The organism is Streptomyces sp. NPDC053493, assembly GCF_044544825.1.
Taxonomy (GTDB): Bacteria; Actinomycetota; Actinomycetes; order Streptomycetales; family Streptomycetaceae; genus Streptomyces.
In genome coordinates this window covers 901,420-927,023 of sequence record NZ_JBITXS010000001.1, presented here as the reverse complement: position 1 = coordinate 927,023, position 25,604 = coordinate 901,420, and the positions used below count along the sequence as shown (strand labels likewise).

Below are 25,604 nucleotides of genomic sequence, written 5' to 3'. Positions count from 1 at the left end.
GGAACCGCGGGCCGGGACCACGAGCCGGGCGCCGGAGGCGCGGCCCGCGGTCCCGGCGGCGGCGTCAGGCGGAGAGCACCGAGCGGAGCTGCTCCAGGCCCCAGTCCAGGTCCTCCTTGCTGATCACCAGGGGCGGCGCGATGCGGATCGTCGAACCGTGGGTGTCCTTCACCAGGACGCCGCGCTCCATCAGCCGTTCCGAGATCTGCCGGCCCGTGCCCTTCGCGGGCACGATGTCCACGCCCGCCCACAGGCCGCGCCCCCGCACCGCCTCCACCGCGCCGCCGCCCACCAGGAGGCCCAGCTCCGCGTGCAGGTGCTCGCCCAGTTCGGTCGCCCGCTGCTGGTACTCGCCCGTCCGCAGCATCGCGATCACCTCCAGGGCCACCGCGCAGGCCAGCGGGTTCCCGCCGAACGTCGACCCGTGCTCGCCCGGCCGGAACACCCCGAGCACGTCACGGTCCGCGACCACCGCCGACACCGGCACCACGCCGCCGCCCAGCGCCTTGCCCAGGATGTAGACGTCCGGCACCACGCCCTCGTGCTCGCACGCGAAGGTCTTCCCGGTGCGGCCCAGACCCGACTGGATCTCGTCCGCCATGAACAGCACGTTCCGCCGGGCCGTCAGCTCCCGCACCCCGCGCAGATAGCCGGCCGGCGGCACGAGCACGCCCGCCTCGCCCTGGACCGGTTCCAGGAGCACCGCCACCGTGTTCTCGGTGACCGCCGTCTCCAGCGCGGTCAGGTCCCCGTACGGCACGATCTCGAAGCCCGGCGTGTACGGCCCGAAGTGGTCCCGCGCCTCGTGGTCCGTGGAGAAGCTGACGATCGTGGTGGTGCGGCCGTGGAAGTTGTTGCCCGCCACGACGATCTTCGCGTGCCCGTCCGGCACGCCCTTCACCTCGTACCCCCACTTCCGGGCCGTCTTCACCGCCGTCTCCACGGCCTCCGCCCCGGTGTTCATCGGCAGCACCATCTCCTTGCCGCACAACTCGGCGAGCGAGGCGCAGAAGTCGGCGAAGCGGTCGTGCTGGAAGGCGCGCGAGGTGAGCGTCACCCGCTCCAGCTGCGTCCGCGCGGCATCGATCAGACGCCGGTTGCCGTGGCCGAAATTGAGCGCCGAGTACCCGGCGAGCATGTCGAGGAACCGGCGTCCCTCGACATCGGTCATCCACGCCCCCTCGGCGGAGGCGACGACCACGGGCAGAGGATGGTAGTTGTGGGCGCTGTGCGCGTCCGCGGCAGCGATCTCGTCTTGCGTCTTCGACACGGGATCTCCGTTCGTCCTGCGGCCTGGGGCTGGTGTGGCTCCCTTTCTTATCGTCGCTCGGATGCCGGACGGGGAAACCTGTGTGACGGCGCGCCCGCTACTCTGGAAACACGCGCGGCGACTGGCGTACGGGGAACCGACCCCGGGGGAGCCGTGCGCGGCAGACCACACGAGATGCCGCCCGCCTGGGCATCACGGGACACGGAGATTCCCGGTCCCGTGTGGTGCCGCAGGCATCCGCACCGGGACCCCTGCCCGGAGGAACACACGCCATGACCCTTCCCGCCCCGCACCATCCCGCCCTCTTTGCCGCCGACCCCGAGCTCGCCGCGCTCGTCGGCGCCGAGGAGCGGCTCCAGGCCGAGACGCTGCGGCTCATCCCCAGCGAGAACTACGTCTCCGCCGCCGTCCTCGAGGCCTCCGGCACCGTGCTGCAGAACAAGTACAGCGAGGGCTACCCGGGCCGCCGCTACTACGAGGGCCAGCAGAACATCGACCAGGTCGAGACCCTCGCCGTCGAGCGCGCCAAGGCCCTCTTCGGCGTCGACCACGCCAACGTCCAGCCCTACTCCGGCTCTCCGGCCAACCTCGCCGTCTATCTCGCCTTCGCCCGGCCCGGCGACACCGTGATGGGCATGGCCCTGCCCATGGGCGGCCACCTCACCCACGGCTGGGGCGTGTCCGCCACCGGCACCTGGTTCCGCGGTGTCCAGTACGGCGTACGCCAGGACACCGGCCTCATCGACTTCGACCAGGTGCGCGAGCTGGCCCTCGCCGAGCGCCCCAAGGTGATCTTCTGCGGCGGCACCGCGCTGCCCCGCACGATCGACTTCGCCGCCTTCGGCGAGATCGCCCGCGAGTGCGGCGCCGTGCTCGTCGCCGACGTCGCCCACATCGCCGGCCTGATCGCCGGCGGCGCCCACCCGTCGCCGGTCCCGCACGTGGACGTGATCTCCACGACCACCCACAAGACCCTGCGCGGCCCGCGCGGCGCCATGCTGATGTCCCGCGAGGAGCACGCCAAGGCCCTCGACAAGGCGGTCTTCCCGGGCCTCCAGGGCGGCCCGCACAACCAGACCACCGCCGCGATCGCCGTCGCCCTGCGCGAGGCGGCCCAGCCCTCCTTCCGTGACTACGCCCACGCGGTCGTCGCCAACGCCAAGGCCCTCGCCGAGGCACTGCTCGCCCGTGGCTTCGACCTGGTCTCCGGCGGCACCGACAACCACCTGATCCTGATGGACCTCACTCCCAAGGAGGTCCCCGGCAAGGTCGCGGCCAAGGCCCTCGACCGGGCCGGGATCGTCGTCAACTACAACACCGTGCCCTACGACCCGCGGAAGCCCTTCGACCCGTCCGGCGTCCGCATCGGCACTCCTTCCCTCACCTCCCGGGGCCTGGACGTCTCGCACATGCCGCAGGTCGCCGACTGGATCGACCGCGGTGTCGCCGCGGCCGGCAAGGGCGACGAGGAGGCCCTCGCCGTCATCCGCGCCGAGGTCGCCGACCTGATGTCCGCCTACCCGGCCCCCGGCCTCCCCGCCTAGCCCCTCCCGGGGCGCGGAGGCCGCCGCCTCCCGCCCCGGAGCGTCCCACCCGGCTGTCTGCCGGGCCGCCCGGCCAGCCACCCGGCCGTCTGCCGGGCCGGCCGGCTGGTCGCCCGCCCGCCCGCGGCGTCCGCCGTCCGCCCGCGGCCTCCGCGCCCGCCCGGCCGCCCGCGCGGCCGGCGGGCCCGCGGCTCACGGCACCGACGTCGCGATGCGTATCGCCTCCGCGCGGTCCGCCGGGCCCTCCAGACGGAGGGTCAGGGCGCCTCCGCTCCTCGTCCACAGGAGCGTGGGGCCCGACGGGCGGACCGAATGGGTCCAGGCCGCGCCGGAGGAGTCCGTCAGCGGGAAGGTCAGCAGATACGGACGGGCGAACCAGTACGCCTCCGAACCGTCCGGCAGCGACACCCACTCCGGCGGCACCCGCACCTCCTTGGCGAAGCCCATGTCGAGCCGGGCCGGGAACTCGTCCAGCCGGACCACGCCGCCGCCCTTCGTCCGCCAGCACAGGCCGATCACCCCGCGCGGCTCCGTCCCCGTCACCGCCACCGCGTCCGGCGGGCCCAGGGCCGCCGGTATCAGCGGCTCGAAGCCGGCCCGGCGCGCCGCCTCCGCGAGACCCACCGGCGCCGGGCAGCCCGGCACCCCGGCCGCGACGCCCGGCGCGGGCGGCGCCTCCGGCACGTACCGCACCGCGACTCCGCCGAAGCCCAGCCAGTCCACGACCGCGGCCCGCACCGGAGGAGTGAGCACCGCGACCATCAGCAGCCCCGACAGCGAGGCGACCAGTGCCTTCCAGCGCCGCCGCAGCCACGCCCGTCCCGGCGGCTCCGGCACCGGCTCCGGGACCGGCACCCGCTCGGCCAGGAGCTGGGCGAGCACCCGCTCGGCCATCGTCGTCCCGTCCACGTCCGGCACCTTCAGCGCGCGCCCGAGGTCCCGCAGCTCCTCCGGCAGCCCTCCGTCATCCCCGGCCATGCTCGTCACCTCCCTTCAGCTCCGTCCCCAGCCTCTTCAGCGCCCGGCTCAGCCGGGACTTCACCGTCCCGCGCGGCCAGCCCAGCGCCTCGGCCGTCTCCGCCTCGTCCAGCTCCAGCAGATAGCGGTGCACCACCACCTGCCGCTGCTCCTCGCCCAGCCCGTCGAGCGCCGCGAGCAGCCGTCCTCTCCGCTCGTGCTCCTCCGCCGCCACCGCCGGGTCCGCGCCCTCCGGTATCAGCGGCTCGCCCGCCAGCAGCTCCGCCTCCCGCCCCGCCACGGCCCGCTGCCGGCCCGCCGAGCGCAGTGTGTTCCTCGTCTCATTGGCCACGATGCTCAGCAGCCACGGCCGGAACGACGCCCCGTCCTTGAAGCCGCCCAGCGACCGATACGCCTTGAAGAACGCCTGCTGCACCACGTCCTCCGCGTCCGGGCCCGCGCCGCAGGCCACCGCGGCCCGCAGCGCCACCCCGGTGTGCGCGCGGACCAGCTCCGCGTACGCCTCGGTCTCCCCGGCGCGCACACGGGCGATCACGGCCCCCTCGTCGGCGACGACTCGGCCCCCCTCCCGGGTCCCCTCCCTCGTCCTCACACCTCTGATACACCGGCAGTCCGGGATCGGTTCCCACACCTGAGAGAATGATGAGCATGGCCTCTGAACGTCTTCGTGTGCTCTCCGGAATCCAGCCCACCGCAGGCTCGTTCCACCTCGGCAACTACCTCGGCGCCGTACGTCAGTGGGTCGCGCTGCAGGAGACCCACGACGCCTTCTACATGGTCGTCGACCTGCACGCGATCACGGTCCCGCAGGACCCGGCCGAGCTGCGCGCCAACACCCGGCTCGCCGCCGCCCAGCTGCTCGCCGCCGGCCTCGACCCGGAGCGCTGCACCCTCTTCGTCCAGAGCCACGTCCCCGAGCACGCGCAGCTCGGCTGGGTCATGAACTGCCTCACCGGCTTCGGCGAGGCCTCCCGCATGACCCAGTTCAAGGACAAGTCCGCGAAGCAGGGCGCCGACCGCGCCACCGTCGGCCTCTTCACCTACCCGATCCTCCAGGTCGCCGACATCCTGCTCTACCAGGCCCACCAGGTCCCGGTCGGCGAGGACCAGCGCCAGCACATCGAGCTGACCCGCGACCTCGCCGAGCGCTTCAACGGCCGCTTCGGCGAGACGTTCACGATCCCGGCGCCGTACATCCTCAAGGAGACGGCGAAGATCTACGACCTGCAGGACCCGACGATCAAGATGAGCAAGTCGGCGTCGACGCCCAAGGGCCTGATCAACCTGCTCGACGACCCGAAGACGACGGCGAAGAAGGTCAAGAGCGCGGTCACCGACACCGACACGGTCATCCGCTTCGACCCGGAGAACAAGGCCGGCGTCTCCAACCTGCTGACGATCATGTCCACGCTCACCTCCACCTCGGTCGCCGACCTGGAGAAGAGCTACGAGGGCAAGATGTACGGCGCTCTGAAGACCGACCTGGCCGAGGTCATGGTGGACTTCGTCACGCCGTTCCGGACCCGCACCCAGGAATACCTGGACGACCCGGAGACGCTGGACTCGATCCTGGCCAAGGGCGCGGAGAAGGCCCGCGCGGTCGCCGCGGAGACGCTGGCCCAGGCCTACGAGCGGATCGGCTTCCTGCCCGCCAAGCACTGAGCCGGCACCGCGCCGGCGCCCCGCCGGCGCCCGGCCGGCGCGGCGCCCGGGGCCGGGTCCGCGGGCCGGGCCGGGGGCCGGGTCGGAGGGCCCTGGCCACGAGGGTGGTGCAGGCCGCACACTGGCGCTGCACCATCACGCACATTTCGACGCACGACGGACGACGACGGAGGAGAACGACGTGGGGACCGTAACGCTCGGCGTTTCGATCGCGGTCCCGGAGCCTCACGGCAGCCTGCTCCAGGAGCGGCGCGCGGGCTTCGGGGATCCCGCCGCGCACGGCATTCCCACCCACGTCACCCTGCTCCCGCCGACCGAGGTGGACGCGGCCCTGCTGCCCCGGGTCCAGGCGCACCTCGCCGCGATCGCCGCGGTCAGCGACCCGTTCGCGATGCGGCTCGACGGCACCGGAACCTTCCGCCCGCTGTCCCCGGTCGTCTTCGTGAAGCTCGTCGAGGGCGCCGCCGGCTGCGACCTGCTCCAGCAGCGCATCCGGGACGCGGCCGGCCCGCTCCCGCGCGAGCTCCAGTTCCCGTACCACCCGCACGTCACCGTCGCGCACGGCATCCCCGACGAGGCCATGGACCGCGCCTTCGAGGAGCTCGCCGGTTACACGGCGGAGTGGACCTGCCGCTCCTTCGCGCTGTACGAGCAGGGCGCGGACGAGGTGTGGCGCAAGCTGTACGACTACGAGTTCGGCAGCGGCCGGACCGTCTCCGCGGTCCCGGCGCAGGGCGGCAGCCCGGTGGACGCCCCGGCGCGCACGCCCGCCGGCTGACGGCCCGCGCCGCCGCCGCTCCCGTACGGCCTCACCGCCCCCCCCCGCCGCCCGCTCCCGTCACAGCGGCAGGCGGCGGAAGACCGGCCTCGGGACGTGGCGCAGGGCCGACATCACCACGCGCAGCGCGCCCGGCACCCACACCGTCTCCGAGCGGCGCCGCAGGCCCAGCTCGATCGCCGTCGCGACCGCCTCCGGAGTCGTCGCGAGCGGCGCCTCCTCCAGGCCCTCGGTCATCTTCGAGCGGACGAACCCGGGCCGGACGACCATCACGTGCACCCCGGTGCCGTGCAGCGCGTCGCCGAGCCCCTGCGCGAAGGCGTCGAGACCGGCCTTCGACGAGCCGTAGATGAAGTTGGCCCGCCGGGCCCGCTCGCCCGCCACCGAGGAGAGCACCACGAGCGACCCGTGCCCCTGCGCCTGGAGTGCCTGCGCGCAGACCAGTCCGGCCGAGACCGCGCCGGTGTAGTTGGTCTGGGCGACGCGGACGGCCGCGAGCGGTTCGGACTCGTCGCGCGCCTGGTCGCCGAGGACGCCGAAGGCGAGCAGCACCATGTCGACGTCGCCCTCGGTGAAGATCTTGCCGAGCCGTTCCTCGTGGGAGTCGGTGTCCAGCGCGTCGAACGGGACCGTGTGGACGTCCGCGCCGAGCGCGCGCAGCGACTCGGCGGCGGCGGTGAGGCCGGGTGAGGGCCGGCCGGCCAGCCACACCGTACGGGTGCGGCGGGTGATCAGGCGGCGAGCGGTGGCGAGGCCGATCTCGGAGGTGCCGCCGAGAACGAGCAGGGACTGCGGTGCGCCGAAGGCGTCCTTCATGGCGTTCACGCTCCTCAGGAGAGCCGGTCGGGTCGACTCACAGGGCGAGGCGACGGGAGAGGTCCGAGACGAAGACGGACCGGGGATCGATACGGGCCCGCAGCTCGCGGAAGTCGGCGAGGCGCGGGTACATCGCGGCGAGCAGGTCGGGCCGCAGCCGCGAGTCCTTGGCGAGGTAGACCCGCCCGCCGGCGGCCACGACCTCCTCGTCCAGCTCGTCGAGGAACGCGCCGAGACCGGTGAGCGAGGCCGGGATGTCGAGCGCGAGGGTCCAGCCGGGCAGCGGGAAGGAGAGCCAGCCGGGATCGGCCTCGCCAAAGCGTTTGAGTACGGCGAGGAAGGAGGGACAGCCGCGGGAGGCGATCCGCCGGACGACCCGGCGCAGGGTCTCCTCCTGGCCGTGGCCGACGACGAACTGGTACTGCACGAAGCCGCCCCGGCCGTAGATCCGGTTCCAGTGCGGGACGCCGTCGAGCGGGTGGAAGAAGGAGGAGAGCCGCTGGAGCCGGTGGGTGGGGCGGCGCGGGGCCTTGCGGTACCAGAGCTCGTTGAACAGGCCGACGGTGGTGCGGCCGAGCAGGCCCTCGGGGACGTACGCGGGAGCGGCGGGCAGCCGGCCGGGCCGGAAGTCCAGGGGCGCGCGGCGGGCCCGGCGGGCGCGTACGGGCAGGGCGTCGTACGGGGCGTGGTCGCCGCGGGTCAGGACGGCGCGGCCGGTCGCGGCGCCGCGCGCGAGCAGGTCGATCCAGGCGACGGAGTAGCGGTAGCGGTGGTCGGTGGCGGTCAGCCGGGCCATCAGGTCGTCGAGGTCGGCGGCGCGTTCGGTGTCGACGGCCATGAGGGAGGTCTCGACGGGCAGCAGCCGGAGCGTCACGGAGAGGATCACGCCGGTCAGTCCCATGCCGCCGGCCGTGGCGTCGAAGAGGGGCGTGCCGGGGACGGCGGTCCGCACCTCGCCGTCGGCGGTGAGCAGGTCGAGGGAGACGACGTGGCGGGAGAAGGAGCCGGAGAGGTGGTGGTTCTTGCCGTGGATGTCGGCGCCGACGGCGCCGCCGACGGTGACGTAGCGGGTGCCGGGCGTGACGGGCACGAACCAGCCGAGCGGCAGCAGCACCTCCATGAGGTGGTGCAGGCTGACGCCGGCGTCGGCGACGACGAGCCCGGCCTCGGCGTCGACGGCGCGGATGCGGGAGAGGCCGGTCATGTCGAGCACGCAGCCGCCGGCGTTCTGCGCGGCGTCTCCGTAGGCCCGCCCGAGCCCGCGCGCGATCGACCCGCGCGCCCCGCAGGCGCGGACGGCGTCCGCGGCCTCCTCGTACGTGCGGGGACGGATCACACGGGCGTGGGTCGGGGCGGTGCGGCCCCAGCCGGTGAGGGTGTCGATGTCGGGTGCGACGCCCGGCTCGTAGTCGGTCTCGGCTGCCATGGAGGTGACCGTATCGCCGGGACTGTACCTTATGCCGGGATTGATGAGCGGTTCGCCGAAATGGGTGATTAAACGAGTGTCAGGAAAGCGTGCCGTCCCGTAGGCCGCCTCCGCGCGTCAGAGTCGCCCGTGGCTGACGGCGGCGAACCGGGGAGGCGGGCGAGACACATGCGACACGGGGACGGGGACGGCGACGACCGCACGGCGGCGGCCGCCGCCACGACGACCGCGACAGGCGGTGGCGCGGCCGTGGCCGCGCCCGCCGCGCGGACCGTGACCGGCGCGCCCGCGCCCACCGCGCGGGCTGTCACCGAGCCCGCGGTGGAGCCCGCCGCTCCGGTGGTCGCCGCGCCCGCCGCGCGGGCCATGACCGAGCCCGCGCCCGTTGCCGGTCGTGCGGCCGGTGACCCGTTGGTCCGGCGGAAGGCCGGGAGCGGCGTCCCGGGCGTCGCGCCGGACGGGCCCGCGGCCGCCTCGCGCGGCCTCACGGACGGGAGGGCGAGCGCCTGCTGCCCGCCGTCCGGCTCCGTGGCGACCGACGGCCCGGGGCCGAGGCCGGCCGCGACCGACGGCCAGGGGCCGAGGCCGGCCCCGGACGGCGACCTGGGGCCGAGGCCGGCCGCGGGCGGTGGCGCGGGCCGGGCCGGCGCCTGGGACCTGGCCGACCGGCGCGGACTGACCGTGGTGCGGGGCTGGGGAGAAGGGGCCGTCGTGGCCGGAGTGGCCCGAGGGCTGTCGTACGGCGGGGAGCACGGCGCGCTGTGGCTGGGCGCCGGGCTGCTCGGCGCGGCCCTGGACCCGGCGCGCCGGCGCGGCTGGCTGCGCGCGGTCGCGGTGGTCGGCGGCGCGCACCTGGTGAGCATGGGCGTGAAGCGGGTCGTACGGCGCCCGCGGCCGGCGCCGGAGACGTACGCGCCCCTCGTGCGCACCGCCGGCCGCCACTCCTTCCCCAGCTCCCACGCGAGTTCGGCCGCCGCCGCGGCCGTCGCCTTCGCCGCGCTGCACCCGCCCGCACGCCACGCCGTCGTTCCCGCGGCCGCCGCGATGTGCCTCTCCCGCCTCGTCGTCGGCGTCCACTACCCCAGCGACGTCGCCGCCGGAGCGCTCCTCGGCGCGGTCACGGCGGCCGCGGCCCGCACCTGGATCCGTACCGCGCCCACCGGAGGCCGCCGTGGCTGAGCCCACCACCGGGATCGCCGTCCTCGACCCGCTCGGCGCCGCGCCCCGCGTCCCCGGACGCACCGGCGCCCTCGCCACCGCCCGCGGTCTCGTCCGGACCGCCCGGCCCCGCCAGTGGGTCAAGAACGCCCTCGTCGTCGCCGCGCCCGTCGCCGCCGGCCAGCTCGGCTCCTGGCACAGCGCCGCCCGACTCGGCCTGGTCTTCGCCCTCTTCACCGCCGCCGCGTCCGCCGTCTATCTGGTCAACGACGCCCGCGACGCCGACGCCGACCGCGCCCACCCCGTCAAACGGCACCGCCCGGTCGCCGCCGGCCTCGTCCCCGTACCCCTCGCGTACGCCACGGGCGCCGCCCTCGCCCTCGGCGCGGCCGCGCTCGGCGCCCTGCTCTGCAACGCGATGACCGCGCTGCTCCTCACCGCGTACCTCGCGATGCAACTCGCCTACTGCGTCCGCCTCAAGCACGTCCTCGTCGTCGACCTCACCGTCGTCACCACCGGCTTCCTCATGCGGGCGATGATCGGCGGTGTCGCGCTCGGCATCCCGCTCTCCCGCTGGTTCCTCATCACGACCGGTTTCGGCGCGCTGTTCATGGTGGCGGCGAAGCGCTACTCCGAGGCCGTGCAGATGGAGGACGCGCAGGGCGCGACCCGTGCGCTGCTCACCCAGTACACGGCCGGATACCTGCGCTTCGTCTGGCAGCTGGCGGCCGGCGTCGCCGTCCTCGGCTACTGCCTGTGGGCCCTGGAGAGCGGGGGCGTGGCCCAGAGCGCGCTGCTTCCGTGGCGTCAGCTCTCCGTCGTCGCCTTCGTCCTCGCCGTGCTGCGCTACGCCGTCTTCGCCGACCGCGGCACGGCGGGCGAACCGGAGGACGTCGTCCTGCGCGACCGGCCGCTCGCCGTCATCGGCGTGGTGTGGGCGGCGATGTACGGCATGGCGGTGGCGGACCTGTGACCGCCTATGGACCACTGGCCGCTTCCGCCGAGAGCCACGCCGGGAGCCGTCCCGGGAGCCGCGCCGGGAGCCGCACCGAGAGCCGCGCCGGGAGCCGAGCCGAAAGCCGTCCCGGGAGCCGTGCCGGGCGGCGCGAGCTGCTCGGCTTCGCCACCGCCGGGCTCGCCGCCTACGCCGCCGACCTCGCCCTCTTCCTCTGCTTGCGCGGGCCGCTCGGCGTCGACCCGATCGCCGCCAAGGTCGGCTCCTTCCTTGCCGGCTGCACCGTCGCCTACCTCGGCAACGCCCTCGGCACCTACCGCCGCCGCGCCGTCGCCCTGCGCGAATACCTCGTCTTCTTCGCCGTGAACGTCGCCGGCGCCGCCGTCCAGCTCCTCTGTCTCGCCGCCTCCCACTACGGCCTCGGCCTCACCTCCGCCCGCGCCGACACGGTGTCAGGACTCGGCGTGGGCATGGTGCTTGCGACCTGTCTGCGATTCTGGGGTACCCGGACCCTGGTGTTCCGGAACGATCCCACCGCCTGAGGGAGAGACGTACGACATGGACTGGCTGAAGAAGCTCCCCGTCGTCGGCCCCTGGGTCACCCGCCTCCTGCGGACCCGCGTCTGGCACGCGTACGAGACGCTCGACGACGTCCGCTGGACCCGGCTCGCCGCCGCGATCACCTTCATCAGCTTCGTCGCGCTCTTCCCGCTGATCACCGTCGCCGCCGCCGTCGGCGCCGCGCTGCTCTCCGACGAACAGCTGAAGAAGATCGAGGACAAGATCGCCGACCAGGTGCCCGGCATCTCCGACCAGCTCGACATCGCGGGGCTCGTCGACAACGCCGGCACCATCGGTCTCGTCGCCGGCGCCGTGCTGCTCTTCACGGGCATCGGCTGGATCGGTTCGATGCGCGAGTGCCTGCGCGCGGTGTGGGGGCTCGACCGGGTCGACGAGGGAAATCCGTTCCTGCGCAAGGGCAAGGACACGGTCGTGCTGCTCGGACTCGGCGGTGTGATGCTCGGCTCGCTCGCCGCGTCGTGGCTCGGCTCGACCGCCGTCGGCTGGAGCGCCGAGCGGATCGGCATCTCGGACCGCGGCGCCGGCGGGATCCTGCTGGAGGTCGCCGCGGTCCTGGTGGCGGTCGTCGCGGACTTCCTGATCCTGCTGTACGTCCTGACGCTGCTGCCGGGCGTCGAGCCGCGGCGCCGGGACCTGGTGGTCGCGGCGCTGCTCGGCGCGGTCGGCTTCGAGCTGCTGAAGCTGCTGCTCGGCGGCTACATGAAGGGCGTCGCGGCGAAGTCGATGTACGGGGCCTTCGGCGTGCCGGTCGCCCTGCTCCTGTGGATCAACTTCACCGCGAAGCTGCTGCTGTTCTGCGCGGCCTGGACGGCCACCGGGGCCAAGAGCGCGGCCGAGGCGGTCAGGGATTCACCGGCGTCTGATCCGCAGCAGTCCCCGTCGAAGTCCCAGCCTCAGACACCGCCGCAGCCGCAGCCTCAGTCTCGGTCTCAGTCTCAGTCCCCGTCCCGGCCTCGGCCTCCGGCCCGGACTTCCGACGGCGGGCCGAAGCCGCCTGCGGCCAGCGGCGATTGACCACGAACGCGGCGCCCGCGAGCAGCACGAGCACGCCGCCCGCCACGCCCAGCGCGATCCCGGCGCCGCCCGACTTCTCCTGCGCGACACCGGCGTGCTGCGCGCTGCCGGCGGTGGCGTTCGTGTCCGGAGCGGGCGTGGAACCGTCGGACGAGCCGGTCCCCGTCGTCGTACGGGCCGACTTCGGCGGCACCAGCTCGCCGACCGGCTTCACCTTGCCGGAGGCCGCGAAGCCCCAGTCCAGGAGCCGGGCGGTCTCCTTGTAGACGGCGTGCTGCTCCTTCGACGACGGGTTCATGACCGTGACGAGCAGCACCCTTCCGTTGCGCTCGGCGACGCCCGTGAAGGTGGCGCCGGCGTGCGTGGTGTTGCCGTTCTTGACGCCGGCGATGCCCTGGTACGCGGGCACGCCGATGTCACCGGTCAGCAGCCGGTTGGTGTTCTGGATCTCGAAGCTCTCGCGCTTCTTGCCGGGCTTCTGCTCGCCGGGGAACTTGGCGCGGGAGGTCGCCGCGTACTCCCGGAAGTCCGGCTTCTGCATGCCGCTGCGGGCGATGAGGGTGAGGTCGTACGCGGAGGAGACCTGGCCCGGTGCGTCGTAACCGTCCGGTGAGACGACGTGGGTGTCGAGGGCCTGGAGGTCGTCGGCGTGCCGCTGCATGTCGAGGACGGTCTGCTGGACGCCGTTGTTCATCGCGGCCAGGACGTGGACGGCGTCGTTGCCGGACCGCAGGAAGACGCCGAGCCACAGGTCGTGGACGCTGTAGGTCTGCTTCTCCTTGATGCCGACGAGGCTGGAGCCGGCGCCGAGACCGGCGATGTCGGTGGCCAGGACGGTGTGGTTCGTCGTCTTGGGGAACTTGGGCAGCAGCGTGTCCGCGAAGAGCATCTTGAGGGTGGAGGCCGGGGCCAGCGGCCAGTGCGCGTTGTGCGCGGCGAGGATCTGGCCGCTCTCCGCGTCCGCCACGATCCACGAGCGCGCGCTGAGCTCCTTCGGCAGCACCGGCGCGCCGGGCAGGAGCTGCACCTGGGTGCCGGGCTGCGAGAGCAGTGTGCCGCCGACGCTGGACATGCGGGTGGGAGGCTGGGGCTGCGGGGCCTTGCCGTCGGCGTGCGCGGGAGCGGCGACGAGCAGGGGGAGCAGGGTGGCGGCGGCGGTCGCCGTGAGGGCGGTGCGGGCGGCCTTCGCGGTCATCTTCGAAGCGGACACGATCGAGAACGTACATCCCCGGAAGCGGGTTCCGAACCCCGCGGGGCGGTTCGTCCCCGCTCGTCCACCCGTCCGCAGGCCTGCCCGCGGGGCCCGCGGGGCCGGCGGTGATACTGGGACCATGAAGCTCAGCCGTCCCGTCTCCTGGTTCCTGCTCGCGTTCGGCGTGTGGAGCTGGTTCATCTGGATCACTTTCGTCAAGAATCTGGCCAACGACGCGAGCGGCCTCGCCTTCGACGACGCGGGTGATCCGACGGCCTACTTCTGGGTTCACCTGCTGCTTGCGGTCACGTCCTTTGTCTTGGGGACGGCGGTCGGAGTGATCGGGTTGCGTGGCGTTCGGGCGCTTCGGCGCGAGCGCGGTTAGCGATACGGGGGTTCGTCGGGCGTGGTCGTCTTCCTGCTGGTCATGGTGGTGGTCCTCGCCCTCCTGGGCGCGGTCCACCGGTACGTGTGGCAGCGCCTCGTGCGCGATCTCACAGCGCCGGGCGGCCTCGCCCGCCGCCTCGGCACCGCCGCGGCGGTCGTCCTGCCGCTGCTGTCGCTCGCGGCCCTCGTCTCCGGCCGCGCCGGCGCGCCCTTCCCGCTGGAGCAGGCCGTCGCCTGGCCCGGCTTCCTGTGGCTCGCCCTCCTCCTCTACGTCACGCTCGCCCTGGCCGTGACGGAGCCCCTGCGGCCGCTCCTGCGCCACCTGCTCGCCCGCCGGTCCGCCGCCCGGCCCGCCCCGCCGGAGGCCGCCGCCGAGGCCGCCCCGGCCTCAGCTCCGGCTCCCGCTCCCGCGCCGGCCGGAGCCCCGCCCGCCGCCCTCACCGCGGCCCCGGCCTCCGCACCCTCACCCTCCGCCCCCGGCGCCGCCCCGGCGGGCGCCACGGCGGCGCCGCCCGAGCACGCCGCTCCCGCCGCACCCGAGGCCTCCGCTCCCGCCGCTCCCGTCGACCCTGCCGCTTCCGTCGATCCCTCCCGGCGCCTCTTCGTCAACCGCCTCGTCTCCGGCGCCGCCGCCGCCGTCGCCGTCGGGACCGTCGGCTTCGGGACGTACGGCGTGCTGCGCGGACCGCGCCTGAAGCGGGTCGTCGTGCCGCTGGCCAAGCTGCCGCGCGCGGCGCACGGCTACCGGATCGCGGTGGTGTCGGACATCCACCTCGGGCCCATCCTGGGCCGGGCGCACACGCAGCGGATCGTCGACACGATCAACGCGGCCCAGCCCGACCTCGTCGCCGTGGTCGGCGACCTCGTCGACGGGAGCGTCGAGAACCTCGGGCCCGCCGCCGAGCCGCTCGCGCGGCTGAGGGCCCGGGACGGCGCGTTCTTCGTGACCGGCAACCACGAGTACTTCTCGGGCGCCGACGCCTGGGTCGACCACGTCCGCGACCTCGGACTGCGCCCGCTGCGCAACGCCCGCGTCGAGATCGGCGCCGGCTTCGACCTGGCCGGCGTCGACGACGTGGCCGGCGAGCGCGAGGGGCAGGGGCCCGACTTCGGGAAGGCGCTCGGCGACCGGGACCGGTCCCGTACGGCCGTGCTGCTCGCGCACCAGCCGATCGTCATCGACGACGCCGTGCGCCACGGCGTCGACCTCCAGCTCTCCGGCCACACCCACGGCGGCCAGCTCTGGCCCGGCAACTACCTCGCCGAGCTCGCCAATCCGACCGTCGCGGGCCTCGAACGCTACGGCGACACCCAGCTCTACGTGTCACGCGGCGCCGGCGCCTGGGGACCGCCGGTCCGGGTGGGCGCGCCGTCCGACATCACCGTCGTGGAGCTCGCCTCGAAACAGGCGTGACGCAGCGCTTCGTGACCGGTACGTACCGCTCGGTCCGCTGAAACACCACATCCCCGTACATATACCTGCAGTGTGAAGGTTTACTCTTCCACCAGTGAAGGTCGTGTGATTGGCTGACGCCATCGCGGCCGGCCTTTTTCCGCCGCGGCCAGGGGTGGGCACGCGAAAGAGGAAGCACGTCTCATGCGGTCGACGGTCCGTCTGCGGATTCTGATCACTTGTGGGGTTGTGGTGGCCGCCGGAATCGGGGGCTGGAAGCTGCTGCCCTCGGACGACGTACGGACCGACCCGATCGCCGTCGGCACCACCGACGAGGTGACGTCCCTCGACCCGGCCGGCGCCTACGACGCCGGTTCCTGGGCCCTGTACAGCAACGTCTTCCAGTCACTGCTCACCTTCAAGCCCGGCTTCACCACCCCGGTCCCCGACGCCGCCGAGAGCTGCCGTTTCGTCGGCTCGAAGCTCACCACGTACGAGTGCGAGCTGCGCGACGACCTCACCTTCGCCAACGGCCACAAGATCACCGGCGAGGACGTCCGCTACTCCTTCGAGCGGATGCTGGCGATCAAGACGGACGTCGGCCCGCAGCCGCTGTTCCCGACGCTCAAGAAGGTCGTCGCCCACGGCCAGAAGGTGACCTTCCAGCTCAGCGGACGTGACGCCACCTTCCCGCTGAAGCTCGCGACCGGCGCCGGCTCGATCGTCGACCACACCGCCTACCCCGCCAAGTCGCTGCGCACCGGCAACGTCGTGGACGGCTCCGGCCCGTACGTCCTCAAGGACTACCAGCCGGGCGTCAGCGCCCGCTTCGAGCCCAACCCGAACTACCGGGGCGCCGTCACCAAGACCGGCCGCACGGTCGTCGTGAAGTACTTCAAGGAGTCCGAGCAGCTCGCCGCCGCCTGGAAGGGCGATCAGGTCGACGTGACGCACCGGCAGATGCCGCCGGAGTTCCTCAACGCGCTGAACGACGCCCCGCAGGACGGCACCAAGATCACCGAGGCGGCCAGCGCCGAGATCCGCAACCTCAACTTCAACGTGCGCCCCGGCTCGGCGATGGCGAAGAAGGCGGTCCGGCAGGCCGTCGCCGCCGTGATCGACCGCCCGGCGATCACCACCGGCCCGTACAAGGGCACGGTCGAGCCGCTGTACTCCCTCATTCCGCAGGGCTTCACGGGCCACAGCACCGCCTTCTACGACGCGTATCCGGAGCCCAGCACCGCCAAGGCCGAGCAGCTGCTGCGGGCGGCCGGCGTCGACACACCCGTGAAGTTCACCCTCGGCCACCGCAAGGACGCCGTCTACGCCGACGAGGCCGCCGAGCTGAAGAAGCAGCTGGAGGACACCGGCCTCTTCGAGGTCGAGGTCGTGCCGGTGCCGTGGACCGACTTCCAGAAGCAGTACGCGCAGGGCAAGTTCGACGCGTACACGGTCGGCTGGCTCCCCGACTTCCCGGACTCCGACAGCTTCACCGCACCGCTCGTCGGCACCGACAACACCCTGCACAACGCCTTCTCGAACGCGGCGATCGACTCGCTGATCGCCTCGACGCAGCAGTACAGCGACCGCGCGCGGGCGTCCGCCGACTTCAAGGCCATCCAGGCCGAGGTCGCCAAGGACGTGCCGCTGGTGCCGCTGTGGCAGAAGAAGGACTACGTGCTGTCGACCGAGGCCGTCGCCGGTTCGCAGTACCTGTCGGACGGCACGGGCATCTGGCGCCTGTGGGAACTCAGCTGGATCTAGCGGGCGTCCTCCGAGGCATCCTCGGGGGCGTCCTGGCGGACGGCCTCGGCGGTGCCCCGGCCCGGGCCCTCTGACGGCGCCGGGGTCAGGACTTGTTCTTGGCCGCCCGCTTCGGCTTGCCCGAGGCCGCCATCCCGGCCGCCGTCGGCATGAAGTCGGACAGGACGTCGTGGACGTCCGTGACCAGCGGACGCAGGATCCGGAAGCGGGACAGCGAGATGGCCCGGGCGGTGACCGGGGCCAGCCGCTCCACCAGGCGGCGGCTGTTGGCGGCGTTCTCGGAGCGGTCGTACACCCAGAACAGCACCAGGCCCATCTGCTGCAGCCACAGCAACCGCGGCAGCGGCTCGGCCAGTTCGGGGTCGACCTTCACCGACGCGCCGCGGATGACCCGCCGGTGGACCTCGATCGCCGCCTCGCGCGGGCCCGTCGACTCGGGCGAGAAGGGGCTGAGCGGACTGTCCGGGTCGGCGGCGTTCTTGAAGAACTGGGCCGCGAACTCGTGGTACGGCTCCGCGATGTCGAGCCAGGCCAGGAGCACGCCCCTGATGCGGGAGGTCAGATCCTTCTGGCCGCCCTCCAGGATCGGTTCGACGGCCGCCTGGTGCTCCTCGGCGATCCGGTCGTAGAAGCCCTGGACCAGGTGCTCCTTGGAAGAGAAGTAGTAGTAGGCGTTGCCGACGGAGACGCCGGCCTCCTGCGCGATGGCCCGCATCGTCGTCTTGTCGTAACCGCGCTCCTTGAACAGCCGGAGCGCGGTCTCCAGGATGAGCGCGCGGGTCTGCTCGCTCTTGGGCGCCTTGGCGGGCGGGTCCTGCTTCTCTTCCATCGCGTCCTTCACAACTCCTGAGCCTAGCCGGACGAGCTGTGTGTCCCGCACCGCCCGTCGGCGCAGGACTCCCCGGCCTCGCCCTTGAGGCGTTCGCGCCACCTGGCGGCGGCGAGGACGGTCGCGCGGGCGAAGGGCTGCCCGGCCGGAGTGGCCAGCCAGTGGGCCTTGGGCCGGTACTCGGCCAGGGCCCACAGGCAGACGATCCAGGCGGCGGTGGCGCGGTAGACCTGGCCGCCGTCCCCGACCACGGTGATCTCCCGCAGGGTGTCGGCGTGGTCGAGGGCCGGGAAGCGCCGCCGCGCCTCGGCGGAGCCGGCCGGGACCAGGTCCATCGGTACGAGCCGGGGCTGGCGCAGCAGCCAGTGCCTCAGGTGGACGCAGAGCGGGCAGTCGGCGTCGTAGAGGACCGTCAGGTGCCGCACCGGCGCGTCCGGGTCCACGGCGGGACCGGCGACGGGCTCCACGGCGGGACCGGTCGGGGTGGCGGGCATCGGCGTCAGGCGCCGGTGGCCGGAGTCGCCCACGGGCCCGGTGCCTGCGGGCCGCCCCTGCCCGGGCCGGTCCAGCCCTGCGGCGGCACCGGCGGGACCTGGCCGCGCTCCATGACGCCCCGGCGGCGGATCTTGTTGAGGACGTAGACGTTGGCGAGGTGCATCACGCCGAGGACCAGCAGCACGACGCCGAGCTTGACCGAGAGGGCCTCGAAGAGCCGGCGGGCGTCGACGACGGTGTCGTCCTGGCTGAGGTAGAGGGCGACGAAGCCGAAGTTGACGAGGTAGAAGCCGACGACGAGCAGGTGGTTCACGGCGTCCGCGAGCTTCTCGTTCCCGTGCAGCACGTCGGCGAGGAAGACCTTGCCGTTGCGGCTGAGGGTGCGGGCGACCCAGACGGTGAGCCCGACGCTGATGAGCAGGTAGACGACGTACGCGACGACAGTGAGGTCCATGCCCCACGCTCCCTTGAACGCGTTCAAAGCTGACGTCGAAGACTCTAGACCTCATCTTGAACGTGTTCAAGTCAGCTTCGTGTGCGGAGGGGAAGGCGGAGGGGAATCCTGAGGAGGATCCGGGCGAGGGTCCGGAGGCGGCGGCTTCCGGACCCGGCTCAGCCGGCGCCGAACCGCCGCACGCCCGGCAGCAGCGCCGTTCCCAGGCAGCAGCCCGCCACCGCCACCGCCGCCGCGAGCAGCGGGAGCTCCGGGCCCCAGGCGGAGGCGGCGAGCGGGGCCAGGGCGTAGCCGAGCGGCATCGCGGCGAAGGACAGGAGCCAGTCGTACGAGGTGACGCGCGCGAGCGCGTGGGCCGGAACGGCCCGCTGCACCGCCGTCTCCCAGACCGGCGTGAGGAATCCGAGGCCGCCCTGCGCGAGCCCGTACGCGCCGATGACGACCGGCCCGGGCGCGTTCGCCGCGAGGAGCACCAGCGGCAGCGCGTAGGTGGCGAGGCCGGCGTTGGCGGCGAGGATCGGGCGCCGGGGCCGGATCCGGTCGGCGGCGAGCGAGCCGAGCAGCAGCCCGACCGCCCCGGCCTGGAGGAAGGCCGCCCAGGCGAGGTCGCCACCCATCCGCTCGACGGCGAGCGCGGGGCCCAGGGTCATCAGGACGGCGGCGGCGCCGTTCCAGGCGCTGTGGCCGATGAGGCTGCTCCAGTACCAGTCGCGGGTGCGCACCTCCCGCCAGCCCTCCTTGAGGTCGGCGAGGACCGAGGAGCGGCGCGGGGCCGTGACCGGTGCGACCCGCACCGCGCACAGCAGCGCGGCGCTGACCGCGAAGCTCGCCGCGTCGAGGACGAAGGCCCAGCCGGGGCCGACGGTCAGGATGAGCGTTCCGGCGAGGGCCGGGCCGCCGACCCGGCTGACGCTGTAGGCCACCGCCATGGCCGCGTTGGCCCGCTGCAGCTGCTCCGCCGCGACGGTGCCCTTGACCAGGGGCGAGGTGGTCGGCGTCGCGAAGGCCCCGGCCGCGCCGCCGGCGACCTCGACGGCGGCGATCACCGCGAGCGAGGGCGTCCCGCTCAGCAGCTGGACGCCGACGACGAGTTGGGTGACGCAGCGGACGAGGTCCATCGCGAGGGCGACCGTGCGGGCGTCGAACCGGTCGCCGACGACGCCGCCCAGCGGCAGCAGGAGCAGCTTCGGCACCATCGAGCAGGCGAGCACGAGGGCCAGCGCGGAGGTGGAGCCGGTCGCCTTCAGGACGGCGAGGGCGAGGGCGGCCGGGATGGCGGCGTCACCGAGCAGGGAGAGCGCGCGCCCGGCGAAGAGCAGGCGGAAGGAGCGGCTGCGGAGGGGATGCATGACCGCGAGATTATTTCGGTGCCGAATAATTCGTCAACGAAATACTTCGGGAGGGACGTCGGCGCCGTCCGACGTACGATCAGCCCATGGCACCCACCGAGGCCCCGCGCGGCACGCCCGACGAGACACCGCAGGAGCCCGCGCGCGACTGGACCGACGAGCACGTCGCGCGCTGGCGGCCCGTCCTGCCCGGCCTCGACCCGGTGGTCGAAGGCGCGGTCACCCGGATGAAGAAGCTCTCCGTCCACCTGCGCCGGGTCCGCGAGCAGTCCCTCGTCGACTTCGACCTCGAACGCCACGAGTTCGACACCCTCCACAAGCTCGCCGGCCGCGGCGGCAGCGCCGCGCCCTCCGAACTCGCCCAGGACCTCGACCTCGCGCCCGCCTCCGTCACCGGCCGCCTCGACGCCCTGGAGAAGCGCGGCTTCGTCCGCCGCACCCAGTCGACCACCGACCGCCGCCGCGTCGTCGTCGAACTCACCGCCTCCGGCCGCGAGACCTGGCTCGGCGCCATGGACGTCCTCGGCCACGAGGAGTACCGCCTCCTCGGCGTCCTGACGCCCGAGGAGCGCACCACCCTCAACGACCTGCTGCGCCGCATCATGCTCACCGCCGAGGAGAACCCCACGACCGAGCCCTGGCACGGCTGAACCGAGCCCTGGCACGGCTGACCGGTCGCGGGGACCCGCCGGGCCTCACATGCTCAGCGAGCGGGCGTAGTTCAGCTGACCCATGACCCAGTGGATGGTGTCCGGGCCGGTCGCCGGGATCATCGTCGCGTGGTGGCGGCCGCCGCTGGTCACCGTGACCTGGATGAAGCCCGTCGTCTGCTTCTCCTTCATCAGCAGGAACAGCAGACCGATCAGGCACAGCAGCGCGAACACGATCGCCAGCACGATCGCGACCGTCGGGATCTTCTCCTCGGTCCGCGACATGTCCATCGCGTTCCACACCGCGCCCTTGAGCGGCATGGTGCCGGCCGGCGTGACGATCTGGTCGCCGACGATCGTGATGTCGCCGAGCGCCAGCAGCGGCGCGCCGCCGCCCGGCGGCACCGCACCGTACTGCGGCGGCACCGGCACGCCGGCCGGCAACGTCGGCTGGTACGGCGGCGGCTGCTGCGGGTATCCGTACCCCGGCGCCCCGGCCTGCTGACCGCCCGGCCCCCACTCGTAACTGCCCGAGTCCTCCGGCCGGTAAGGGTTCGGCTCGCTCATCAGTCCCCGTCCTCCACTGCGTCCACACGCGAAAAAGCCCGCCTCTGCACGACGCAGCGTACAGAAGCGGGCTTCCCCGTCATGCAGTGACCAGGTGTCAGAAGCGACGCGTGATGAGCGCGCGCTTCACCTCCTGGATCGCCTTGGTGACCTCGATGCCACGCGGGCAGGCGTCCGTGCAGTTGAACGTCGTGCGGCAACGCCACACGCCGTCCTTGTCGTTCAGGATCTCCAGGCGCTGCTCGCCCGCCTCGTCACGCGAGTCGAAGATGAAGCGGTGCGCGTTGACGATCGCGGCCGGGCCGAAGTACTGCCCGTCGTTCCAGAAGACCGGGCAGGACGACGTGCACGCGGCGCACAGGATGCACTTGGTGGTGTCGTCGAAGCGCTCGCGGTCCTCGGCGGACTGCAGACGCTCACGGGTCGGCTCGTTGCCCTTGGTGACCAGGAACGGCATGACGTCCCGGTACGCCTGGAAGAACGGCTCCATGTCCACGACCAGGTCCTTCAGGACCGTCAGGCCCTTGATGGCCTCGACCGTGATGGGCTTCTCCGGGTTGATGTCCTTGATCAGCGTCTTGCAGGCGAGCCTGTTCTTGCCGTTGATCCGCATCGCGTCGGAGCCGCAGATGCCGTGCGCGCACGAGCGACGGAAGGTCAGCGTGCCGTCGAGGTCCCACTTGATCTTGTGAAGGGCGTCGAGCACACGCTCCTTCGGGTCGATCTCGATCTGGAAGTCCTCCCAGACCGCGGCGTCCGAGATCTCCGGGTTGAAGCGGCGGATCCGCATCGTGACCGTGATGTAGGGGGAGGCGGCGGAGTCGGCCTCGACCTTGTCCAGTACGGGAGTAGCCATCAGTACTTACGCTCCATCGGCTGGTAGCGGGTCTGGACGACCGGCTTGTAGTCGAGACGGACGGTCTCGGAGCCGTCCTCGCCGACCTCGCGGTACGCCATGGTGTGGCGCATGAAGTTGACGTCGTCGCGGTTCGGGTAGTCCTCGCGGTAGTGACCGCCGCGGGACTCCTTGCGCGCCAGGGCCGAGACGGCCATGACCTCGGCCAGCTCGAGCAGGTTGCCCAGCTCGATGGCCTCCAGGAGGTCGGTGTTGAAGCGCTTGCCCTTGTCCTGGACGGACACGTTCTTGTAGCGCGCGCGCAGCTCGGCGATCTTCTCGACGGCCGTCTTGATCGTCTGCTCGGTGCGGAACACCATCACGTTGGCGTCCATCGTCTCCTGGAGCTCACGGCGCAGGTCGGCGACCCGCTCGTTGCCCGTGGAGTTGCGCAGCCGCTCGATCTGCTCGACGACGAAGGCCTCGGGGTTCTCCGGCAGCTCGACGAAGTCGTGCTTGGCGGAGTACTCGGCGGCGGCGATGCCGGAGCGCTTGCCGAAGACGTTGATGTCGAGCAGCGAGTTGGTGCCGAGGCGGTTGGCGCCGTGCACCGACACGCAGGCGACCTCGCCGGCCGCGTACAGGCCCGGGACGACGGTGGTGTTGTCCGAGAGGACCTCACCCTCGACGTTGGTCGGGATGCCGCCCATGGCGTAGTGCGCGGTGGGCTGGATCGGGATCGGGTCCGTGTACGGCTCGATGCCGAGGTACGTACGGGCGAACTCGGTGATGTCCGGGAGCTTGGCGTCCAGCTGCTCCGGCGGCAGGTGGGTGAGGTCCAGGTAGACGTGGTCGCCCTCGGGACCGCAGCCGCGGCCCTCGCGGATCTCCGTGTAGATGGAGCGGGAGACGACGTCACGGGACGCGAGGTCCTTCATGACCGGCGCGTACTTCTCCATGAAGCGCTCGCCGTCCTTGTTGCGCAGGATGCCGCCCTCACCGCGGGCGCCCTCCGTGAGCAGGATGCCCATGCGCCAGATGCCCGTCGGGTGGAACTGGAAGAACTCCATGTCCTCCAGCGGCAGACCACGGCGGTAGCAGGCGGCCTGGCCGTCACCGGTCAGGGTGTGGGCGTTGGACGTCACCTTGAAGAACTTGCCGGTGCCGCCGGACGCGTAGATCACGGCCTTCGCCTGGAAGACGTGGATCTCGCCGGTGGCCAGCTCGTAGGCGACCACACCGGCGGAGTGCTTGACGCCGTCGACCTCGGTGATCAACTGGTCCAGGACGTAGAACTCGTTGAAGAACTCCACGCCCTCCTTGACGCAGTTCTGGTACAGCGTCTGGAGGATCATGTGGCCGGTGCGGTCCGCGGCGTAGCAGGACCGGCGGACCGGGGCCTCGCCGTGGTTGCGGGAGTGACCGCCGAAGCGGCGCTGGTCGATGGTGCCGTTCGGGGTCCGGTTGAACGGCAGGCCCATCTTCTCCAGGTCGAGGACGGCGTCGATGGCCTCCTTCGCCAGGATCTCGGCGGCGTCCTGGTCGACCAGGTAGTCACCGCCCTTGACCGTGTCGAAGGTGTGCCACTCCCAGTTGTCCTCCTCCACGTTCGCCAGCGCGGCGGCCATGCCGCCCTGCGCGGCGCCCGTGTGGGAGCGGGTCGGGTAGAGCTTCGTCAGCACGGCGGTGCGGCTGCGCTTCGTCGCCTCGATGGCGGCGCGCATGCCGGCGCCGCCGGCGCCGACGATGACGGTGTCGTACTTGTGGAACTTCATGACGTGGATTACCTCAGCCCCGTGCCTAGCGGATGTTCGGGTCGAAGGTGAAGATCACCAGCGTGCCCAGAAGGATGGTGAACACCGTGGCGGTGTACAGCAGGCCCTTGAGCCACAGACGCGTGTTGGCGCGCTCCGCGTAGTCGTTGACGACCGTGCGGAGGCCGTTGGCGCCGTGCAGCATCGCCAGCCACAGCATCAGCAGGTCCCAGACCTGCCAGAACGGGGACGCCCAGCGGCCGGCCACGAAGGCGAAGCCGATCTTGGAGACGCCGCCGTCCAGCACGAGCTGGATCAGCAGGTGGCCGACGACGAGGACGACGAGGACGATGCCCGAGAGGCGCATGAAGAGCCACGCGGCCATCTCGAAGTTGCCTCGGGTCGCCCGCGGCGTCTTGCCGGTGCGCTTGCGCGGGGCCTCGATGTACGGGGCCGGGTTGTCGATGCCGTACGGGGCAGTGCCCTCGACGGGACCGATCGCGGTGGAGGTGTCAGCGGTGGTCATGTCTGGTCTCAGCTCCCGAACACTTCACGCGCGGCGTGGGCGAGGACGGGGTAGACGGCGCCCGCCATCAGTACGACCCAGACGCCCACGACGGTCCAGAGCATCTGCTTCTGGTAGCGCGGGCCCTTGGACCAGAAGTCCACGGCGATGACACGGAGACCGTTCAGCGCGTGGAAGAGGATGGCGGCGACGAGGCCGTACTCGAGGAGTGCGACGATCGGCGTCTTGTACGTCGCCACGACATCGTCGTACGCCTCGGGGGAGACACGGACGAGAGCGGTGTCAAGGACGTGTACGAACAGGAAGAAGAAGATGAGGACGCCGGTGACTCGGTGAGCCACCCAGGACCACATTCCTTCCCGGCCGCGGTACAGCGTTCCAGCCGGCACGGAAAAACCCTCCGGGAGCGGGGATCGGGGCCGGCCGGCTTCTCTGTCGGTCTGGCCCGGCCGGGTACGGTCCACCGGCCCCGGTCATCGTAGCGACGACTCGTCGGTTCGCTCGCGCGGGGTCCGTCAGTGTGATCAAAGAGGCACGGACGGGCTATCCGTGTGCCCCGTATTACCGCATTCCGGGCGAACTCACCACGCGGCGATCGAACGGGTGAGCCGAGTACGGGCCAGCCGGCGCAGCTCCTCCGCGGCGACGACCCGTTCCTCCTCCCTTTCGTTGCCGAGACGTGACCGGATGGCGGCCAGGACCTGGTCGAGCCGCTCACCGGCCGGCACCCCGTCCAGGCTGATCACGAAGGCGTGGCCGAAGCTCGACTCGTACGCGGCGAGCGCGGCGCGCAGCGCGGTGCGGGCGGCCGGCGGCGCGTCCGGGTGCGGCAGGCCGGAGCTCTCGCGGGACAGCGCCTCGTCGAGATCGCCTCGCGTCAGGTCGTAACCGGCCTCGTCGGCGGCCGCGAGCAGCGCGTCGAGCGTCGGGTACGGTCGGTGCGCGGCCACCCGTTCGGCCCAACGGCGGCTGCCGTGGCAGTCGAGCAGCAGCGCCTCGGCGACGTGCGCCGGAGCCGCGTTGAAACGCACGAGGCCCGTGAGGTGCCGGCCCGTGCCCTGCTGGGCAGGTATGGCGGGGGAGACCGGGGTCCGGCAGGAGCCGGCGTGGATGTCGCTGGTCAGCGGGGACTCCGGGAGCGAGGGACGGAGGCGAGGGGCGCTGGCGAAGTGGCAGCTGTGACGCCACGCTATCGGCGGGACGGGGGAAGTGTCCGACGGATGCGC

General features: G+C 72.5%; 26 protein-coding genes, 1 pseudogene and 1 riboswitch. Of the genes and pseudogenes, 11 read left to right on the top strand and 16 right to left on the bottom strand.

Going from position 1 to position 25,604, the window contains the following annotated elements; translation table 11 throughout:
• Positions 1-64: 64 nt before the first annotated feature.
• Positions 65-1,270 carry an ornithine--oxo-acid transaminase gene (gene rocD, locus ACIGO8_RS04170; RefSeq protein WP_399723501.1) on the bottom strand — a complete coding sequence of 402 codons (1,206 nt, stop codon included), beginning with the start codon at positions 1,268-1,270 and terminating at the stop codon, positions 65-67.
• 107 nt (positions 1,271-1,377) lie between these two features.
• A riboswitch (ZMP/ZTP riboswitch) is annotated at positions 1,378-1,468 on the top strand.
• A 74-nt stretch (positions 1,469-1,542) separates the two neighbouring features.
• Between rocD and glyA the strand changes: the two genes are divergently transcribed.
• Positions 1,543-2,814, top strand: a complete 1,272-nt coding sequence (glyA, locus tag ACIGO8_RS04165) for a serine hydroxymethyltransferase (RefSeq protein ID WP_399723499.1) — start codon at positions 1,543-1,545, stop codon at positions 2,812-2,814.
• Positions 2,815-3,006: 192 nt separating this feature from the next.
• Here the strand turns inward: glyA and ACIGO8_RS04160 are convergent, their stop codons facing one another.
• Positions 3,007-3,792, bottom strand: coding sequence for a hypothetical protein (locus tag ACIGO8_RS04160; protein ID WP_399723497.1), 786 nt, complete (start codon positions 3,790-3,792; stop codon positions 3,007-3,009).
• On the bottom strand, positions 3,779-4,423 hold the full coding sequence (locus ACIGO8_RS04155; protein ID WP_399723495.1) for an RNA polymerase sigma factor: 645 nt from the start codon (positions 4,421-4,423) through the stop codon (positions 3,779-3,781). The genes ACIGO8_RS04160 and ACIGO8_RS04155 overlap by 14 nt, the downstream gene beginning before the upstream one ends.
• A 17-nt stretch (positions 4,424-4,440) precedes the next feature.
• Between ACIGO8_RS04155 and trpS the strand changes: the two genes are divergently transcribed.
• On the top strand, positions 4,441-5,454 hold the full coding sequence (gene trpS, locus ACIGO8_RS04150) for a tryptophan--tRNA ligase (protein ID WP_399723493.1): 1,014 nt from the start codon (positions 4,441-4,443) through the stop codon (positions 5,452-5,454).
• A 181-nt stretch (positions 5,455-5,635) separates the two neighbouring features.
• Complete coding sequence (locus ACIGO8_RS04145) at positions 5,636-6,232, top strand: 2'-5' RNA ligase family protein (protein ID WP_399723491.1); 597 nt, start codon at positions 5,636-5,638, stop codon at positions 6,230-6,232.
• Positions 6,233-6,292: 60 nt separating this feature from the next.
• On the opposite strand, the gene ACIGO8_RS04140 is transcribed toward ACIGO8_RS04145, so the two are convergent.
• Positions 6,293-7,048: a decaprenylphospho-beta-D-erythro-pentofuranosid-2-ulose 2-reductase gene (locus ACIGO8_RS04140; protein ID WP_399724324.1), complete on the bottom strand. Its 756-nt coding sequence runs from the start codon at positions 7,046-7,048 to the stop codon at positions 6,293-6,295.
• 37 nt (positions 7,049-7,085) lie between these two features.
• Positions 7,086-8,474 carry an FAD-binding protein gene (locus tag ACIGO8_RS04135; RefSeq protein WP_399723490.1) on the bottom strand — a complete coding sequence of 463 codons (1,389 nt, stop codon included), beginning with the start codon at positions 8,472-8,474 and terminating at the stop codon, positions 7,086-7,088.
• A 603-nt stretch (positions 8,475-9,077) separates the two neighbouring features.
• Between ACIGO8_RS04135 and ACIGO8_RS04130 the strand changes: the two genes are divergently transcribed.
• The 4 genes from ACIGO8_RS04130 to ACIGO8_RS04115 all read left to right on the top strand — a co-directional run bounded on the left by ACIGO8_RS04130 (position 9,078) and on the right by ACIGO8_RS04115 (position 12,183).
• Complete coding sequence (locus ACIGO8_RS04130) at positions 9,078-9,653, top strand: phosphatase PAP2 family protein (protein WP_399724321.1); 576 nt, start codon at positions 9,078-9,080, stop codon at positions 9,651-9,653.
• Positions 9,646-10,605: a decaprenyl-phosphate phosphoribosyltransferase gene (locus ACIGO8_RS04125; RefSeq protein WP_399723488.1), complete on the top strand. Its 960-nt coding sequence runs from the start codon at positions 9,646-9,648 to the stop codon at positions 10,603-10,605. The genes ACIGO8_RS04130 and ACIGO8_RS04125 overlap by 8 nt, the downstream gene beginning before the upstream one ends.
• A 137-nt stretch (positions 10,606-10,742) precedes the next feature.
• Entirely contained in the window at positions 10,743-11,129 is a 387-nt protein-coding gene (locus tag ACIGO8_RS04120; RefSeq protein ID WP_399724319.1) for a GtrA family protein, read from the top strand.
• 16 nt (positions 11,130-11,145) lie between these two features.
• The gene (locus tag ACIGO8_RS04115; protein WP_399723486.1) at positions 11,146-12,183 is read left to right on the top strand and encodes a YihY/virulence factor BrkB family protein; all 1,038 of its coding nucleotides are present in this window, start codon (positions 11,146-11,148) and stop codon (positions 12,181-12,183) included.
• A gap of 349 nt (positions 12,184-12,532) precedes the next feature.
• Here ACIGO8_RS04115 and ACIGO8_RS04110 read toward each other — a convergent pair.
• Positions 12,533-13,255: pseudogene (locus ACIGO8_RS04110) on the bottom strand (D-alanyl-D-alanine carboxypeptidase family protein); the annotation flags it as partial.
• Between the two features lie 259 nt (positions 13,256-13,514).
• Here ACIGO8_RS04110 and ACIGO8_RS04105 point away from each other — a divergent pair.
• The 3 genes from ACIGO8_RS04105 (at position 13,515) to ACIGO8_RS04095 (ending at position 16,919) form a co-directional block, all read left to right on the top strand.
• Complete coding sequence (locus ACIGO8_RS04105) at positions 13,515-13,760, top strand: SCO4848 family membrane protein (protein WP_399723484.1); 246 nt, start codon at positions 13,515-13,517, stop codon at positions 13,758-13,760.
• A gap of 21 nt (positions 13,761-13,781) precedes the next feature.
• On the top strand, positions 13,782-15,176 hold the full coding sequence (locus tag ACIGO8_RS04100) for a metallophosphoesterase (protein WP_399723482.1): 1,395 nt from the start codon (positions 13,782-13,784) through the stop codon (positions 15,174-15,176).
• A gap of 183 nt (positions 15,177-15,359) precedes the next feature.
• Positions 15,360-16,919: an ABC transporter substrate-binding protein gene (locus ACIGO8_RS04095; RefSeq protein ID WP_399723480.1), complete on the top strand. Its 1,560-nt coding sequence runs from the start codon at positions 15,360-15,362 to the stop codon at positions 16,917-16,919.
• An 85-nt stretch (positions 16,920-17,004) separates the two neighbouring features.
• Here the strand turns inward: ACIGO8_RS04095 and ACIGO8_RS04090 are convergent, their stop codons facing one another.
• The 4 genes from ACIGO8_RS04090 to ACIGO8_RS04075 all read right to left on the bottom strand — a co-directional run bounded on the left by ACIGO8_RS04090 (position 17,005) and on the right by ACIGO8_RS04075 (position 20,046).
• Positions 17,005-17,748, bottom strand: a complete 744-nt coding sequence (locus ACIGO8_RS04090; RefSeq protein ID WP_399723478.1) for a TetR family transcriptional regulator — start codon at positions 17,746-17,748, stop codon at positions 17,005-17,007.
• Positions 17,749-17,771: 23 nt separating this feature from the next.
• On the bottom strand, positions 17,772-18,242 hold the full coding sequence (locus ACIGO8_RS04085; protein WP_399723476.1) for a thiol-disulfide oxidoreductase DCC family protein: 471 nt from the start codon (positions 18,240-18,242) through the stop codon (positions 17,772-17,774).
• A 5-nt stretch (positions 18,243-18,247) separates the two neighbouring features.
• Entirely contained in the window at positions 18,248-18,697 is a 450-nt protein-coding gene (locus tag ACIGO8_RS04080) for a hypothetical protein (protein ID WP_399723474.1), read from the bottom strand.
• Between the two features lie 158 nt (positions 18,698-18,855).
• The gene (locus ACIGO8_RS04075) at positions 18,856-20,046 is read right to left on the bottom strand and encodes an MFS transporter (RefSeq protein WP_399723472.1); all 1,191 of its coding nucleotides are present in this window, start codon (positions 20,044-20,046) and stop codon (positions 18,856-18,858) included.
• An 86-nt stretch (positions 20,047-20,132) separates the two neighbouring features.
• Between ACIGO8_RS04075 and ACIGO8_RS04070 the strand changes: the two genes are divergently transcribed.
• The gene (locus ACIGO8_RS04070) at positions 20,133-20,696 is read left to right on the top strand and encodes a MarR family winged helix-turn-helix transcriptional regulator (protein ID WP_399723470.1); all 564 of its coding nucleotides are present in this window, start codon (positions 20,133-20,135) and stop codon (positions 20,694-20,696) included.
• Positions 20,697-20,741: 45 nt separating this feature from the next.
• On the opposite strand, the gene ACIGO8_RS04065 is transcribed toward ACIGO8_RS04070, so the two are convergent.
• From ACIGO8_RS04065 to ACIGO8_RS04040, 6 genes are all read right to left on the bottom strand, one after another.
• Positions 20,742-21,263, bottom strand: a complete 522-nt coding sequence (locus ACIGO8_RS04065) for a hypothetical protein (RefSeq protein ID WP_399723468.1) — start codon at positions 21,261-21,263, stop codon at positions 20,742-20,744.
• Between the two features lie 97 nt (positions 21,264-21,360).
• On the bottom strand, positions 21,361-22,119 hold the full coding sequence (locus tag ACIGO8_RS04060) for a succinate dehydrogenase iron-sulfur subunit (protein WP_399723466.1): 759 nt from the start codon (positions 22,117-22,119) through the stop codon (positions 21,361-21,363).
• A complete protein-coding gene (sdhA, locus tag ACIGO8_RS04055; protein ID WP_399723465.1) occupies positions 22,119-23,873 on the bottom strand; it encodes a succinate dehydrogenase flavoprotein subunit in 1,755 nt (584 codons plus the stop codon). Before sdhA ends, ACIGO8_RS04060 begins: the two co-directional genes overlap by 1 nt.
• Positions 23,874-23,898: 25 nt before the next feature.
• Positions 23,899-24,378 carry a succinate dehydrogenase hydrophobic membrane anchor subunit gene (locus tag ACIGO8_RS04050; RefSeq protein ID WP_399723463.1) on the bottom strand — a complete coding sequence of 160 codons (480 nt, stop codon included), beginning with the start codon at positions 24,376-24,378 and terminating at the stop codon, positions 23,899-23,901.
• An 8-nt stretch (positions 24,379-24,386) separates the two neighbouring features.
• A complete protein-coding gene (gene sdhC, locus ACIGO8_RS04045) occupies positions 24,387-24,767 on the bottom strand; it encodes a succinate dehydrogenase, cytochrome b556 subunit (protein ID WP_399723461.1) in 381 nt (126 codons plus the stop codon).
• A 192-nt stretch (positions 24,768-24,959) separates the two neighbouring features.
• A complete protein-coding gene (locus tag ACIGO8_RS04040; protein ID WP_399723459.1) occupies positions 24,960-25,409 on the bottom strand; it encodes a 2-oxo-4-hydroxy-4-carboxy-5-ureidoimidazoline decarboxylase in 450 nt (149 codons plus the stop codon).
• Between the last annotated feature and the right edge of the window lie 195 nt (positions 25,410-25,604).

Bases quoted from the DNA above. Each gene is read 5' to 3' on its own strand.
- glyA (WP_399723499.1), top strand. From the start codon at position 1,543: ATGACCCTTCCCGCCCCGCACCATCCCGCCCTCTTTGCCGCCGACCCC.
- ACIGO8_RS04160 (WP_399723497.1), bottom strand. From the start codon at position 3,792: ATGGCCGGGGATGACGGAGGGCTGCCGGAGGAGCTGCGGGACCTCGGG.
- trpS (WP_399723493.1), top strand. From the start codon at position 4,441: ATGGCCTCTGAACGTCTTCGTGTGCTCTCCGGAATCCAGCCCACCGCA.
- ACIGO8_RS04140 (WP_399724324.1), bottom strand. From the start codon at position 7,048: ATGAAGGACGCCTTCGGCGCACCGCAGTCCCTGCTCGTTCTCGGCGGC.
- ACIGO8_RS04135 (WP_399723490.1), bottom strand. From the start codon at position 8,474: ATGGCAGCCGAGACCGACTACGAGCCGGGCGTCGCACCCGACATCGAC.
- ACIGO8_RS04115 (WP_399723486.1), top strand. From the start codon at position 11,146: ATGGACTGGCTGAAGAAGCTCCCCGTCGTCGGCCCCTGGGTCACCCGC.
- ACIGO8_RS04105 (WP_399723484.1), top strand. From the start codon at position 13,515: ATGAAGCTCAGCCGTCCCGTCTCCTGGTTCCTGCTCGCGTTCGGCGTG.
- ACIGO8_RS04095 (WP_399723480.1), top strand. From the start codon at position 15,360: ATGCGGTCGACGGTCCGTCTGCGGATTCTGATCACTTGTGGGGTTGTG.
- ACIGO8_RS04090 (WP_399723478.1), bottom strand. From the start codon at position 17,748: ATGGAAGAGAAGCAGGACCCGCCCGCCAAGGCGCCCAAGAGCGAGCAG.
- ACIGO8_RS04085 (WP_399723476.1), bottom strand. From the start codon at position 18,242: ATGCCCGCCACCCCGACCGGTCCCGCCGTGGAGCCCGTCGCCGGTCCC.
- ACIGO8_RS04080 (WP_399723474.1), bottom strand. From the start codon at position 18,697: ATGGACCTCACTGTCGTCGCGTACGTCGTCTACCTGCTCATCAGCGTC.
- ACIGO8_RS04075 (WP_399723472.1), bottom strand. From the start codon at position 20,046: ATGCATCCCCTCCGCAGCCGCTCCTTCCGCCTGCTCTTCGCCGGGCGC.
- ACIGO8_RS04070 (WP_399723470.1), top strand. From the start codon at position 20,133: ATGGCACCCACCGAGGCCCCGCGCGGCACGCCCGACGAGACACCGCAG.
- ACIGO8_RS04065 (WP_399723468.1), bottom strand. From the start codon at position 21,263: ATGAGCGAGCCGAACCCTTACCGGCCGGAGGACTCGGGCAGTTACGAG.
- ACIGO8_RS04060 (WP_399723466.1), bottom strand. From the start codon at position 22,119: ATGGCTACTCCCGTACTGGACAAGGTCGAGGCCGACTCCGCCGCCTCC.
- sdhA (WP_399723465.1), bottom strand. From the start codon at position 23,873: ATGAAGTTCCACAAGTACGACACCGTCATCGTCGGCGCCGGCGGCGCC.
- ACIGO8_RS04050 (WP_399723463.1), bottom strand. From the start codon at position 24,378: ATGACCACCGCTGACACCTCCACCGCGATCGGTCCCGTCGAGGGCACT.